Raw genomic sequence first — 13,753 nt, 5'->3', positions numbered from 1 at the left:
GGTTCGTCCGAGGAGGCGGTGTTATGCGTACCGATTTAGAGTTTCGGAATCCGGCGTTGTTGGGGCCAGTGGTGTTTCGGCCTGGGTTCAACAACTTCGAGCGGATCACGGCCACCCAAGCCTGGTCCTTGTTTTTCACCGCCAGCCGCGAGGACAATGTTTTGGGCTACAACCCGGAGGTAGGCCGGTTCCTCAACGGTGTCCTACTGGCCGCCGTGTTGTTTGGGGCCTTCTGGACGCAGTTGTTCAAAAACTCCTACCTGGTGTGGCAGATCCTCCAACAATTCGGGGTTAATTAGGCACCAGCAGGCGGAAGAGGCGCACCAGTAGGGGATGGGGATTGGCGGCGGCGAAAACCAGGCCGGTCACCCGTCCGTCTATCTCTTCCGTCCACAGGGTCATGGTCTGCTCGGTGCGGCATTCCTGCATCAGCTCGGCGATGGTCATTTGGGAGCGGTCGGGGGGCGGGGTCTCGGTCCCCAAAGCCGCTTGTACCTCCGCTAGTGTCACCTGGAAGCCTGCCTCCCTAGCTAATTCCGCGATCACCTGCGCCAGGGCCTCCGGGTCAGTCAACCCCCGCAAGCGTTCTTGCCGCGCCGGGTCCTGCAGCACCTCTTCGAGAAAGGTTTGGATTTCTGCTGGGGTCATGGCAATCCACCCTGGCCGTTCCCTCCTTCACTGTATCAGAAGTAGAGATGCAACAGGCTCCCCAATTCGTCCGTAGGCAGCGGTTGTAGGGGACCGCGGCTATCCAACAGCCAGGCCACCGCCAGGTACAGCACCCCCAGCAAAATGGCGATCACCCCCGTAACGAGAGCGGTCAGGCGGCCCCGTTGCATGGTCAATTGCTCTCCAGAACCTGGGAAACATAGGCAGCTGCCGCCTGAACCAGGCCAATCATCCGGCCATAGGGCATCCGTTTTGGCCCCAGGATCGCCACCGACCCCACCGGCACCCCCTCTTGCCGATACATGGTGGACACCAGGCTACACAGGCGCATGGATTCCAGGGGGTTTTCTTGGCCGATAATGACCTGCACCGGCGATTGTTCGTCCCAGAGCAAAGCCCCCAGCCGTTCCTGGTCCCTTTCCAGGGTTTCCACCACCGGTTGCACTTGGCTGGCCTGTTGAAATTCTGGTTGACGCCGCAGGGCCTCCGCCACCCCGCTGATCAATAAAGGTGCCGTGGAGGTGGGCCGTCCCCAGGCGCGCAATTGCTGGGTCAAGGGGGGCACCAGCGTCCGGAGCCAATCCCCATAGGCCGCAAATTCCCGCTCCAGCTTGCCCCAGTCTAGCGTCACAATTTCCGCCAGGGTCAGCCCCTGCAGGTGATGGTTCAGAAACTGCCCCACCATATCCAAGGCCGAATCTACCTCCACCCACGTCGGGGGCGTCCAATCCAGCAGGGTTGACTCCACCCGTTCCCCCTCCAGGACCACCATCAGGGCCACCCGTTCCCCTAGCGCCACTAACCGGAGATACTTCAAGCGGGCGCTGCGGGGTTGGGGCCGGGTCACCAGGATAATCGAACCGCTCAACTGGGCCAACAACTGGGCCGCCTGGCGCAATACCCCTTCCCAGTGGTCAACTGCCTCCGGCGAGGGCAGATAAGACCCCAGGGACGCCACTGGTAGGGTATCCCTGTGGAGCAACCAGTTCACATACTGCCGGTAGCCCAAATCCGACGGAATCCGACCGGCCGAGGTGTGGGGTTGGTAAAGCAAACCCGCCTGTTCCAGCCGTCCCATGGCTTGGCGGATGGTTGCCGGGCTGGCCGGAATCCCATAGTGCGTCATCAAGGTGCGGGAACCCACCGGTTCGCCCGTGGCCACATAGTGTTCCACCGTTGCCTGCAACACCTGCCGTTGCCGTTCCGTGAGTTCCACCCCTTGGGTCATCGGCGTTTGTTATCCCTGCTTATCTTGGCACTTTTGTCAATTACCTACCATGATGCCCAATGGGCCGGCAGCTCGGCAAGCTACTTCACCCGCTCCATCAGTTGACCGACTGGGTCAAAGCCGGGGGGAAACTGGGTCGCGTCGCTATAATTGGCCCCCACCAGGTCCGCCTGGGTCAATTGGGTTTCCCGCAAATCGGCCCCGAACAACACCGCCTGGCGCAGGTCCGCCCCCTGGAGATTGGCCTGCCGCAGGTGCGCCCGGAACAAATTGGCCTGCCGTAGATTCGCCCCCTGCAGATTCGCCCCCATCAAATCCGCCTCTCCCAGGTTAGCGCCCTCCAAATTTGCCCCCCGCAAGTCCGCCCCCCGGAGGTTCACCCGCCGCAGGTCGGCCTCCGTCAGCACCGCCTGTTGCAGGTCCGCGCCCGCCAGATTGCTCCCTGTGAGAATCACCCCCTTGAGCATCTGTCCTGCCAGGGGAGCGCCCCGCAGTTGACAGTTGAGACAGCGCCCCGTCGTCTGTAAGGTCTGTAAATCCACCGACCGTCCGCAGGCCACCAGCAATACCAAAGCGATCCACCAGCCCCTTAGCCGTCCCATACCTACACTCCCCAGGCAACCGGTACAGGAGCGATGAATTTGCTCGGCCACCGTCATCTTACCCCTTTTAGGGACCTGGGGGGCCAGATGGTGGGGCCGAATCAGCGTTGTGCCCGTCGTTGGTCAGACAGCATGGCCCGCAGGACGAGCGCCGGGTCAATCCACCGACCGTCGTACTGCAATCCCCAGTGCAAATGGGGTCCAGTAGTGCGGCCAGTCATGCCCACCCGCCCAATCCGGGAGCCAGTGGCCACCCATTGGCCTTCCCGAATCACCAGACCACTGCCCGGGTCATCCAGATAATTCCGGCCACGGTAGGTACGGGGTTGGCCCCGCAAATGACAGTAAATGTGCCGCCAGCGCCCGGACGCAATGATAACCGTCGTGCCGCACAGGCCATCCTGGCTCACTTGCACCACCTGCCCTGCCCACCAACTACGGACATAACTCCCCTCCGGCGCCGCTATATCCAGTCCGTAGTGGAACTCCTCCCCCCGGGGGCCAAAGGGCGATGTATAGCCCACAAACTGCTCAACCGGAAAAGCCGCCTGATGCCACCCCCCGACGACCACCCGCTGGGGTTGTCCCGCCCGGCACCAGCCCCACACCCCTGCCGCGACCAGCAGGCTGATCACTCCTCGCCACCACCCCATACACAGACCGGGTTGGGTTCCCTAGGAACACCATACCCCAGGCGCTGCGGTTATTCAAGGGAAACCCATTCAAGCGGTGACTAACTCTGGCCGGCGGGAATGGCGAATCCCCTCAATGGCCGCGCGGTAGTCGGGTGCTTTGAAGACTGCCGAACCGGCCACGATGGCATTAGCGCCCGCCTCCAGCACCTGCCAGGTATTACTCGCCTTGAGACCCCCATCCACTTCAATCCAGGGGTCCAGCCCGCGTTCATCGCACATCTGGCGCAGTTGGCGGATTTTCGGCACCACCTGGGGAATGAAACTCTGACCCCCAAAGCCCGGATTGACGCTCATAATCAGCACCAAGTCCACCATGTCCAGCACGTAGGTAATCAACTCCAGGGGGCTGGCGGGATTGAGGACCACGCCGGCTTGTTTACCTAACTCTTTGATTTGATTCAGGGTACGGTGCAGGTGAATGGTCGAGCTGCTTTCCGCATGGACCGAAATAATATCGGCGCCCGCCTTGGCGAAATCGGCCACATACCGTTCCGGTTCCACGATCATCAGATGCACATCTAAGGGTTTAGTCGTCACCGGGCGCAGGGCCTCCACCACCAGCGGGCCGATGGTGATATTGGGCACAAACCGGCCATCCATGACATCCACGTGAATCCAGTCCGCTCCGGCCGCATCCACCGCCCGCACCTCTTCACCCAAACGACTGAAATCTGCCGACAAAATAGACGGTGCCACTACCACAGACTTACCCGCCATACCCCTGATCCTCACCTTTACCACCCTCTAGTGTAATGTCAGGCGCGCCGATCAACACTAGTCGAACAGGGTGTCTCCGTGCTAGATCTGTAAGTGTGACCGAGTGGCTTGTCCCTGGGTGCCTGGACATGGCTTACCCTCAGAATCTTTCCGTGACCGACGACCTCGACGCCCTCCTGGCCATTTTGCCGCCCCCTATCCGTCAGTCCCTTGACCAACACCCCCAGCGTTCAGAAGTTATCGAAATTATTTTGGATTTGGGGCGACGTCCCGAAGCCCGCTTTCCCAACCATAGCGAGTATTTGGGCGAAGAACCGGTCACCCGGGCAGATTTGGACTATACCATTGAGCGGGTGGGGGAATTCAGCGGGGACAACCGGGCCGGTATTGAACGAACCTTGCACCGGATTAGCGGCATCCGCAACCGCCAGGGAAAAATCATTGGCCTGACCTGTCGGGTGGGCCGGGCGGTCTTCGGCACGGTGAGTATGATTCGGGACCTGGTGGAAACCGGCCAGTCTATCCTGCTGCTGGGGCGGCCTGGCGTTGGCAAAACCACGGCTCTGCGGGAGATTGCCCGGGTGTTAGCGGATGACCTAGGCAAACGGGTGGTGATCATTGATACCTCCAATGAAATTGCCGGTGACGGGGACATTCCTCATCCGGCCATTGGGCGGGCGCGACGGATGCAAGTGGCCCGGCCAGAGCTGCAACACCAGGTGATGATTGAAGCCGTGGAAAACCACATGCCCGAGGCCATCATTATTGACGAAATCGGTACAGAGTTGGAGGCGCTGGCGGCCCGTACCATTGCCGAGCGGGGGGTGCAACTGATTGGCACGGCCCACGGCAATCAACTGGAAAACTTGATGAAAAACCCCACCCTAGCGGATTTGATTGGCGGCATCCAGGCGGTGACCTTGGGGGACGAGGAAGCCCGGCGACGGGGGACGCAAAAAACGGTTTTAGAGCGCAAAGCGCCGCCCACGTTTACGATTGCGGTGGAAATGCAGGACCGCTACCGCTGGGTGATCCACGAGCGGGTAGCCGAAACCGTGGACAACCTGCTGCGGGGGCGGAAGGTGCCGGTGCAGATTCGCACGTTAGGGGAAGGGGGCCAGGTGGTGACCACCCACGAACTGCCCAGCCCGGAACCGGCCACACCCCTACGGCGCTGGCGACGGGCGGGACGGATTTTGGCCTTGCCGGAAACGACCGAAGCTGCTGAGGAACCGGCGAACTGGCTGGAGCAGGCCGAAGAAACTCTGTCCCTGGGGATGGACGGGACCGCAGAGGGGGAGGAACCGGTGCATGTGTATCCCTATGGAGTGAGTTTAGAGTTGTTACACCAGGTGATTACTGCCCTGGATTTGCCGGTGGTAGTAGTGCGGGACATCAACCAAGCGGATGTGATGCTGGTTCCCCGCGCCCAGGCCCGCCAGAACCCCAAGGTGCGTCAGATGGCCAAATCCCGTCAACTGCCGGTCTACACCGTCAAGGGCAATACCATTCCCCACATCACTCGGGCGTTGCGGCGGTTGTTGCGTCTGGATGAAGGTGAACCGGGCGAAGACTGGCCGTTGTTGACCCAAGGGCGCGATGAGGACGAGGTGGAGGCCCTGGAGGAAGCCCGCCTGGCGGTGGAGCAGATTGTCATTCCCACGGGGCAACCGGTGGAACTCTTGCCGCGTCCTCCGGAAATCCGCAAGATGCAGCACGAGCTAGTGGAGCACTACCGGCTGCGGTCCGTGAGCTTTGGTGAGGAACCCAACCGGCGGCTGCGTATCTTTCCGGCCTGAATCGGCTATGATAGGACCTGGTGGCTTTCAGGGATGGGGGTATGGCCGATTTTGATTCCCGGCAACGGCGGATTATGGACCATGTCCGGCGAACGACCGACATTAATTTCCAGCGCACGGTGAGCGACCGGGACGCCCGTAAACAACGGATTTTTGAACACATCCGCCGGAGCTTAGGCTAACCCCATGACGGAAGGGTTGATCGTCCTGGTGACCGTGGGGGAGCGCAGCGAGGCGGACCACGTAGCCCGTGTTCTGGTGGAAGAGAAACTGGCGGCCTGTGTAGGCATCCTACCCATTGAGTCGGTGTATCAGTGGGAGGGCCAATGGGAAAACCAGGTGGAATTTCAATTGGTGATTAAAACGGTCAAAAGTCGTTATCCCCAAGTGGAAGCCAAGGTGCGGCAATTGCACAGCTATGATGTGCCGGAGATTTTAGCGTTGCCGGTGGTGGCCGGGTCGGAGTCCTATCTCCGTTGGGTCCTCCAGCAAACTCAACCCATGACTCCCTAATGCTTGGGCAACCCCATCGCTCCCTGCTGGCCGCCGTGTTAGTCCCAGGGCTGGTGGGATGTCGGCAGGTAGCACCCCCAAACCCACCGAAGTGATGGCCCCCCAGTTTTTGTACCTAGGGGAGGTGGCACCGACGGCCATCCCCGACCCTCCAAAGCCGGACCTCTGTGGGGATTTATTAACACCCAGGACGAGTCGTAATACAGCCCCGATTCGATTTATTACGGCAGGTCGTCTCCACGATGGTCTGTGGTTATAAGTGGTTATAAACCGATGCGAGGCCATCGATCCAAAGGGCTATCAACCTAGCTGACTGTACACCCCCCAGGTCTCTTGCTATGCTGGGACTAAAATCGGTTGTGGGGGGTTGTCAATCATGAATGCGCTACGGCGAGGCGGTTGGGTATTAGGGGGTTTGCTCGGCGCTATCCTACTGGCGGCTGTTGGTCATGCCCAAGTTGAACATTCCATTGAATATCAATTGGCACTTCTAGGGAGCAACCAAACCACCGCCAACCCCGTTGCCTCCGCCAATGCAATTTCCCGCTTTCGTACCATCCTCGATGAACTCTCCCTCAACTACCGCCAGACCCGAGAGGAGATGGGCTACGCTGCCATAGCCATCTGGAAGAAACTCCAGGAACAGAAACTGGAGGCCAACCTGATGCAGATTCTCGACGGCATGAACCTGGTGGCCAGCGGCGAAGGCAAGCAAGACTTCCTGCGTAACCTGACTTTGTACTACGCCCTGCGCACCCGCGGCCTGTCCCACCAGCAAACCCTCCGGCACATGCTCCTCCTGACCACCACCGGTAAGTAAACCACTTCCCCCTTGCCAACTCATAATCGTTATGAGTATGATTTAGATAGAGTTGGATAGGGAGGTGGGGGATGCGGATTCTAGAGTTGCCCTTGGAGCAGATTCGGCGGCCCTTACCGCGGCAGACGGACCCAGAGAAAGTCAAGCAGCTGATGGCGTCGATTGCCGAGATCGGGCAGCAGGAGCCGATTGAGGTACTCGAGGTCAACGGGCGGTACTATGGGTTTTCCGGTTGTCATCGGTACGAGGCCATGCAGCGGCTTGGTTGTCGGACCATCCGGTGTCGGGTGCGGCGGGCGACGCCAGAGGTCCTGCGGCTGCATCTGGCTTGATACGATCAAAGCAGGCCGGTCCCGCTAAAAAAGACAAGCCAGTTGTTTTAGGAGGATAGACAATGCCTACGCAAGTCAAATCAACCTTATATCCAACCCGTTTGGATTTGAGTGCCGAAGTCCGCAGTCAGGTGATTGCCATATTGAACCAAGCCCTGGCCAACACCCTAGATTTGTACACCCAGACCAAGCAGGCCCACTGGAACGTCAAGGGTTCGGACTTTTACGCCCTGCACGAACTATTTGACGAAATGGCCGGCGAGCTCCTGGAGTACGTGGATGACTTGGCAGAGCGGGTGACGGCTTTGGCGGGGGTGGCCCAAGGAACCGTGCGCATGGTGGCCCAGGCGTCCCAGTTGCCCGAGTATCCGGCCGATGCGGTAAATGGCAAAGACCACCTGGTGGCGCTGGCCGACCGCTACGCCCAGTACGGCAAATTCGTGCGGCAGGCGATTGACCAGACGGCGGATTTAGGTGATGCCGACACGGCTGATTTGTTCACCGAAATTTCCCGTACGGTGGACAAGCGGTTGTGGTTCCTGGAAGCCCATTTGCATGGTTGAAGGTAAGTTTAGGTAGCGGGTTATCCTGTGGGGGTAGCCCGTTTTTTTAGCCGTTTTTTGCTGTATAACAGTAGAGGCGAGTTTGTCTGCCGATGGTGAGACGCTTCATCCTCAATGGGTTGATGGTGTGCCTATTGATTGTGTTCGGGTGGGTGCAGCCTGCGGGGGCGGGATTGCAGGACGACCGTTTTGACGGCAATATCTTTGCCCTCTATGCAGGGAATGGATCGTTGGTACCGCCGCGAGTGACGTTAAAGGAAGCGCTAGCCCACCCCGAGCGTCCCGCCATGCTGGTTTATTACCTGGACGACAGCCGTGATTGCAAAATGTTTGCCAGTACTGTCTCACAGGTGCAGCGATTTTACGGGCGAGCCATTGACATTATCCCCATCACCGTAGACAGTCTATTACCGACTGAACAAGCCGACTCTACCAACCCCATCACGTACTATCGCGGTCGTGTTCCCCAGGTTGTCATTCTGGCTGGTAAGGATGGGGAAAATCACGTGCTATTGGATGAAGTGGGTCAGGTTTCTTTCAATCGAATTGATGCGGTATTAGCTAACTGGTTTGGGATTCCGCCGCGTCAGCCAGTCCCTGTAACCCCTCGCCAGTTCAACGAAGTGAATGTGGAGTTAGCCCCTTCGTGAACCGGTCATGAACGCTGTACGGATTTGGGCCATTGCCAAGCACACTTTTCTGGAGTTACTGCGGGAGCGTTTATTGTATCTAGCGGGTCTTTATGCCATTTTCTTGGTGGCCGGGGGAGCGCTTATTACCGAAGTGGCAGCGGCAACTGAAAATAAAATCATTCCCGATTTTGGCCTAGCACTCATGCTCATTTTTGGGTTGGTGATTGTGGTCTTCACCACTCCTAATCTTCTTGCTCGCGAAGTGGAAAAGCGCACTATTTTTATCTTGATCGCTAAGCCCATGAGCCGACTAGAACTGGTAGTGGGCAAGCATTTAGGATTAGTCGGTGCCCTAGTTGTGTTATTGCTGTTGATGTCAGTGGTGTATTTTGGCTATCTCAGTCTCTTGCGCATCAGCTACCCCCTTACAGCCATCCTTATTGCCATTGGTTTCATGATGCTAGAGTTTGCCCTTCTGACAGCAGCAGCCCTGTTGTTTAGCGTTTTCACCAGTCCTTTAATTGCGACCTTTTTGACCGTCTCCACCTTTTTCATCGGCCACCTCAGTTCCGATGTGATCACCCTGGGGCGCTTAATTCGCAACCCCCAACTTTTGCAGGTATTAAAGGGGTTATTTCTTGTTGTTCCTGACCTTTCCCGTCTGGATTGGAAAAACACAGCCGTTTACGGTTTGCTTCCCGATACCGGCATCCTCTGGTCAAGCGTTTTGTACGGCATCCTATACACTATTTTCCTCCTCTCAGCGACAGTACTTATTTTTGCCCGTCGTGAGTTTTAAGCTTTAAGAGGCCAGTCACTAACTTCTTAACTCGCCGCAGCACTTTCCAGACCTTCCAGAAGCGGCTGTTGTGGATGCGCTCTAACTCTTTTTTAAACCATACAAGCTCGGCTTTTGTGATGTCTAACTCATGTTTCGCTGCTTGCAATTGTTGAGTAGCTTGAGTAAGCTGGCTTTCTAAGTGACGAGTGAGCTGCCAGTCTTGTAGAATCCAATCTAAAGTTTTGATTTTTGGGAAGTCTTGGTAAATTTTGAAATTATCATCACTAAATCCAGATAGTCTGTTTAACTCTTCATACAGGCTAATGCATTCGGGAAAAAATTCTCTGAGAAGTTCGATTCTGTGGGTTGATTCTATTCGCTTCAGAAGATGGAAATCCCTTACATTACTGTTAACAGGATTAAGCCGAATATTAAACTTTTGCTTACAATATTCAACTACTAAATCAGGATTTCTGTAGAAAGTTTCCACATTTAAAAGAAGACACTTTTCACTATTTCTCAGATAAAAGCTCAATATTCTCATATTGGAACTCATCCAAGATTGCAGTGCAAGTTTTGGATTCTTCAGGAATAGATGATCACCACGCCGAAATAATGAATCTACAACTTCCCAAGGCCTGCGATAGGTAAAGATAAAAAATGCATCGGGTAGCAAACTATGCCAAAAATCTAAGAATAAAGTGGTTCTAGGGTCTTTCCAGCCCCAATATGGTGCCACTTGATTCTTTTTAATCAACTCCCTTGCTTCAGTAACGAATTGTTCAGGGACACGAATAAACCGAATGCTGGGTTCAATATGCCCACCATTGTTCAGACCCAAGCTTTCCAAAATAGTCATATGAAATTCCAAAAATTCTGTATTCTCAAAATAGCCCCTTGGATTACCCCGATCAGGTTTAAGAAGTTTAGCTCCAATGTGAACCCCCGCACTCTGAAGCAGGGCAGCCAGATAGGATGTCCCTGACCTGTGCATTCCAGCAATGATGAAGCAGGTGGCCTCACACATACCAGTCCATATATAACTCAAGGAAATATTTTACCAAGAAATCCCTTGTCAGTAGCAGCATCTATTATGTATTTCACGCACTCATGAACTGACATTCGGTCAGTCTGAACTATAACATCTGGTGATTCTGGAATTTCATAGGGCGCAGAGATACCTGTGAAGTCCTTAATTTCTCCTTCTAGTGCCTTTTTATAGAGCCCTTTCGGATCACGTTTTATTAATACTTCAATTGGACAGAAAACATAAACCTCGACTAAATTTGGCACAATAGACTTGACCTTTTTTCTAGACTGGTTATATGGGGTTATCAGAGATACTACTGATATGATTTTGTTCTTGTTCAGGATCTGGCACACATAGGCTACCCGAATAGCGTTTTTTTGTCTATCTTCGGGTGAATATCCTAAATCACTACAAAGGGTCTTCCTAAGAATATCTCCGTCTAAGATTTCATAGGTTAGTTCATTCTGGTGAAGAAAGTCTCCCAATGCGGTTGCAATTGTGGTTTTACCAGAGCCAGGTAAGCCAGTTAGCCAGATAGTAAAGCTCATAAAAGTTAAACCTCCACAATTATCTTGGGCTATAGGCCACCATGACCTGGCCACGGGGATGCCCCCACTGACCAATATACTGTGATGAGTAACCATTAGCTTCGCCAAAATAAACCATTTCTTCTCTAGTGTAGAGAAAGCTCTTGTGGTCGCCTGGCTTAGGTGGATTCTTCACAGTTTTATTAGTTTCAAAAAATGTTGCAAAAAGTATCGTTTGGCCCTTGGCTTTAACTAGAAAATTTTTAAGGCATTTGTGAATTAGTCTTGGTGGTAAGTGTGTAAATAATGAGTGTGCAATTGCCAAGTCCACCTTCTCCGGAAACCTTTCAAATTCGAAATCGTAGGATACTACAAAGTAAGGCTTCTTAAGCTTAATCAGTTCATCAGTAACTTCATAATAAGCATCATAGTTTTTAATATCCATCTGGGTCATTCTCTGCCTAAAAAATTCCCACCATTGATTTTCAGGTTTAGCCACATCTACAATTGCCAGCCGCCTGGCGCCGAACCTATAGGCAACCGATACTTTTTCGTTAACTCCTCCCCACAAGCCACCCACTTCGAGAAAGGAGCGACCTTGCACAACTTGAGCTATGTAGCTATCCCGAGGATCGTGTGTATTCATAGTAATTTAGCCCTATAGTAAGACAGTAAATATATGAGTCGCTTTAAATTATACCTTAACTTTGGCGATAGACCTAAGCGATTCGCAACCTTACTAAGAAATTTTCGAGCCATCAATCCTACTGTTGGTAGATAGTAACTTTTCGTGGGATTAGTCCAATGAATAGGTGAAATCTCATTTTGATTGCATAGGTTAAAAATCTCGGTGCCGTATTGCTGGTAGAGACTGTCGTGGAATACACTGATCCATTGTCCTAGTAGGGCGTGGTTTGATAGACTCAAAGAGCGATACATCGAGCCTTCCCTAATCCTGTATAGGAAGTAAAACTCAGGTATCACAACACCTAACCAACCATTCCTGTTGAAATTAATGCAACTTTCCCAATCCTCAAAGCCACCAAGGCGACTCATCTCCATCTTCTGACCCCCCACCTGCAAGTAAGCCGCCCTCCTCACCACAACAGCAGAACCAATCATATTATGACAAAGAAGGTAAGGCAACTCTGTCTGCCAGGTAACCCAACAACCATGATAGTCCCCAAAATGTTGCACCCACGCGCTGACAATACCGACATTGTCATACCTTTGTAGTATCTGTACAGCCTTGGAGTAGTAGTCGGGATGAACTCGGTCATCAGCATCCAAGAAAGCAATGAACTCACCCGTTGCCACCTGCGCCAGACTGTTGCGTGCCCCCGCTAGACCCTGATTGGCCGACCGATAGACCGTCAACCCAGGGTACTCCTTCTCCACTTGTGTGAGCACATGGATACTCTCTAGCTCCGTACTCCCATCGTCCCAGATGAGTACTTCCAGATCACTATAGTTGACCTGATATACCGAGTCTAGGGTCTCCCGGATATACCGGCCCATGTTGTAGTAGGGAATGCACACACTCAGACGGCCAGGAACACCCAGCGGCTCCACAGGGGGCGGATAGTCAATCTTGCCGGTGGGTTTGTAGTTCAACGAGGGATAAACCCGCCGTACTTGGCCGCGACTGGACTCTATTACCCGCTCAAAATGGGCCACCCGCAACGAAACAATGCGCTCCGGCCCACACATCTGCAAAATCGTTTCCCGCGCCTGCTGACCGATAGATAGGTTCTCTGTTTCACTCAGGTTCAAGATGTGTTGGAGCTTAGCGGCAAAGTCACCAGCTTGCTGCCAATCAAACACAAAACCGGCGGGTTTATCGGCGTAATGGATCATCTCTTTCATGCCACCATTACTGCTAGCCAGCACCACCTTCTGCAACAACATGGCTTCCATGCAGACGTTGGGAAAGTTCTCCCACAACGATGGAATCACCACACACCAGGCCTGGGCAACCCGCTGATACAAATCAGGCTTCCCCATCACCGGCTCCAAGACTAAACGCCCATCATCAATGTACCGTCGGTATTCCCTAGTAATGTAATCTTTCATGTCGCAATTTTTTAGGATGTAGGGGGTGCTGTTGCCAATCAGCGTTAGGCGAAAATCTACACCGGCGTCCCACAGCTTTTGACATTCTTTCAGAAGTTCTACCACCCCCTTGCGCACTTCATAACGCCCAAAGTAGACAACGTCCCCAGGAGTAGGTATCGGTATCAATTGTTGGAGGTCCAGGGTTAAGGGGTAAGGTATAACTGCTGCTTGGTTTAGGGCGGTTTTCAGTTCCGTCTGGGTCTCTTCTAGGATAAATCGGCTAGGGGCAACAATGCCGTCGGCAGCCAAGATGCACCACTTCTCCAGACAGCCCTCCCACCAATTGGGTAACTTATACTCAGGGTAACCGTTCAGCAGATTAACTTGGTACATAGCAGTATGCAGGTGTAAAACAATAGGCACCCCTTGCAGGGTAGGTTCACCTTGTAGCTTATATTGAAGTAGGTAGTACGCCATGGCATGAAGCTCTTGGGATTCAATAACATCAGGTTTACCGTGTTTCTTGATGTAGCTGATTACTTTCCTAGCTATTTGGTCAATTCGGGACATAGGATCAACCCAACCAGGCAAACGAATTACTTCAATATCGTCCAATCGATAATCCTCGTAGACCTTGCCAAGAAACCTATCCCGAGTTGTCCGCTCGCTAACAAAGATAACCACACTATGTCCAGCTTTTACTAGGGCCCTGGAGAAATTGTAAAGATAGGTAGCAACACCACCAGGGTATGGATAAAACTCTGAAGCAACAATAAAGATTCTCATAAAA

The 13,753-nt window shown here is 53.9% G+C and carries 19 protein-coding genes; 9 read left to right on the top strand and 10 right to left on the bottom strand.

The genetic code is table 11. The annotated features are described in order from the left end of the window. Positions 1-23: 23 nt before the first annotated feature. The gene (locus tag Q6L55_06485) at positions 24-299 is read left to right on the top strand and encodes a hypothetical protein (GenBank protein ID MEN9258357.1); all 276 of its coding nucleotides are present in this window, start codon (positions 24-26) and stop codon (positions 297-299) included. On the opposite strand, the gene Q6L55_06480 is transcribed toward Q6L55_06485, so the two are convergent. From Q6L55_06480 to rpe, 6 genes are all read right to left on the bottom strand, one after another. Then, entirely contained in the window at positions 292-648 is a 357-nt protein-coding gene (locus Q6L55_06480) for a Nif11-like leader peptide family natural product precursor (protein MEN9258356.1), read from the bottom strand. The genes Q6L55_06485 and Q6L55_06480 overlap by 8 nt on opposite strands. 35 nt (positions 649-683) lie before the next feature. Beyond that, positions 684-839, bottom strand: a complete 156-nt coding sequence (locus tag Q6L55_06475; protein ID MEN9258355.1) for a hypothetical protein — start codon at positions 837-839, stop codon at positions 684-686. Between the two features lie 2 nt (positions 840-841). Then, positions 842-1,897 carry a heat-inducible transcriptional repressor HrcA gene (gene hrcA, locus Q6L55_06470; GenBank protein ID MEN9258354.1) on the bottom strand — a complete coding sequence of 352 codons (1,056 nt, stop codon included), beginning with the start codon at positions 1,895-1,897 and terminating at the stop codon, positions 842-844. 80 nt (positions 1,898-1,977) lie between these two features. Then, complete coding sequence (locus Q6L55_06465; GenBank protein ID MEN9258353.1) at positions 1,978-2,556, bottom strand: pentapeptide repeat-containing protein; 579 nt, start codon at positions 2,554-2,556, stop codon at positions 1,978-1,980. A gap of 44 nt (positions 2,557-2,600) precedes the next feature. Then, a complete protein-coding gene (locus Q6L55_06460) occupies positions 2,601-3,152 on the bottom strand; it encodes a M23 family metallopeptidase (GenBank protein ID MEN9258352.1) in 552 nt (183 codons plus the stop codon). A gap of 69 nt (positions 3,153-3,221) precedes the next feature. After that, positions 3,222-3,911 (bottom strand): ribulose-phosphate 3-epimerase, encoded by a 690-nt coding sequence (gene rpe, locus Q6L55_06455; GenBank protein ID MEN9258351.1) that lies wholly within the window; start codon positions 3,909-3,911, stop codon positions 3,222-3,224. A 128-nt stretch (positions 3,912-4,039) separates the two neighbouring features. Here rpe and Q6L55_06450 point away from each other — a divergent pair, with 128 nt between their 5' ends. The 8 genes from Q6L55_06450 (at position 4,040) to Q6L55_06415 (ending at position 9,369) form a co-directional block, all read left to right on the top strand. After that, on the top strand, positions 4,040-5,710 hold the full coding sequence (locus Q6L55_06450) for a R3H domain-containing nucleic acid-binding protein (GenBank protein ID MEN9258350.1): 1,671 nt from the start codon (positions 4,040-4,042) through the stop codon (positions 5,708-5,710). A 41-nt stretch (positions 5,711-5,751) separates the two neighbouring features. Continuing rightward, on the top strand, positions 5,752-5,892 hold the full coding sequence (locus Q6L55_06445; GenBank protein ID MEN9258349.1) for a hypothetical protein: 141 nt from the start codon (positions 5,752-5,754) through the stop codon (positions 5,890-5,892). 4 nt (positions 5,893-5,896) lie between these two features. Next, the gene (gene cutA / locus Q6L55_06440; GenBank protein MEN9258348.1) at positions 5,897-6,223 is read left to right on the top strand and encodes a divalent-cation tolerance protein CutA; all 327 of its coding nucleotides are present in this window, start codon (positions 5,897-5,899) and stop codon (positions 6,221-6,223) included. 376 nt (positions 6,224-6,599) lie between these two features. Beyond that, positions 6,600-7,043, top strand: coding sequence for a hypothetical protein (locus Q6L55_06435; GenBank protein ID MEN9258347.1), 444 nt, complete (start codon positions 6,600-6,602; stop codon positions 7,041-7,043). A gap of 71 nt (positions 7,044-7,114) precedes the next feature. Continuing rightward, entirely contained in the window at positions 7,115-7,375 is a 261-nt protein-coding gene (locus Q6L55_06430) for a sulfiredoxin (protein MEN9258346.1), read from the top strand. A 62-nt stretch (positions 7,376-7,437) separates the two neighbouring features. Next, positions 7,438-7,938 (top strand): DNA starvation/stationary phase protection protein Dps, encoded by a 501-nt coding sequence (dps, locus tag Q6L55_06425; GenBank protein ID MEN9258345.1) that lies wholly within the window; start codon positions 7,438-7,440, stop codon positions 7,936-7,938. Between the two features lie 92 nt (positions 7,939-8,030). Next, entirely contained in the window at positions 8,031-8,588 is a 558-nt protein-coding gene (locus Q6L55_06420) for a thylakoid membrane photosystem I accumulation factor (GenBank protein ID MEN9258344.1), read from the top strand. A 7-nt stretch (positions 8,589-8,595) separates the two neighbouring features. After that, positions 8,596-9,369, top strand: a complete 774-nt coding sequence (locus tag Q6L55_06415; protein ID MEN9258343.1) for an ABC transporter permease subunit — start codon at positions 8,596-8,598, stop codon at positions 9,367-9,369. Here Q6L55_06415 and Q6L55_06410 read toward each other — a convergent pair. From Q6L55_06410 to Q6L55_06395, 4 genes are read right to left on the bottom strand one after another with little or no spacing between them, the layout of a single operon-like run. Then, a complete protein-coding gene (locus tag Q6L55_06410; protein ID MEN9258342.1) occupies positions 9,344-10,378 on the bottom strand; it encodes a sulfotransferase in 1,035 nt (344 codons plus the stop codon). The genes Q6L55_06415 and Q6L55_06410 overlap by 26 nt on opposite strands. A gap of 17 nt (positions 10,379-10,395) precedes the next feature. Further along, a complete protein-coding gene (cysC, locus tag Q6L55_06405) occupies positions 10,396-11,025 on the bottom strand; it encodes an adenylyl-sulfate kinase (protein MEN9258341.1) in 630 nt (209 codons plus the stop codon). Then, complete coding sequence (locus tag Q6L55_06400) at positions 10,949-11,554, bottom strand: hypothetical protein (GenBank protein ID MEN9258340.1); 606 nt, start codon at positions 11,552-11,554, stop codon at positions 10,949-10,951. Before Q6L55_06400 ends, cysC begins: the two co-directional genes overlap by 77 nt. Then, positions 11,551-13,749: a glycosyltransferase gene (locus tag Q6L55_06395; protein ID MEN9258339.1), complete on the bottom strand. Its 2,199-nt coding sequence runs from the start codon at positions 13,747-13,749 to the stop codon at positions 11,551-11,553. The genes Q6L55_06400 and Q6L55_06395 overlap by 4 nt, the downstream gene beginning before the upstream one ends. Positions 13,750-13,753: the final 4 nt, after the last annotated feature.

The sequence above is a fragment of the Gloeomargarita sp. SRBZ-1_bins_9 genome (genome assembly GCA_039794565.1).
Lineage (GTDB): Bacteria > Cyanobacteriota > Cyanobacteriia > Gloeomargaritales > Gloeomargaritaceae > Gloeomargarita.
Note: the sequence above shows the minus strand (reverse complement) of the source record. Positions and strands in the feature narration are given on the sequence as shown.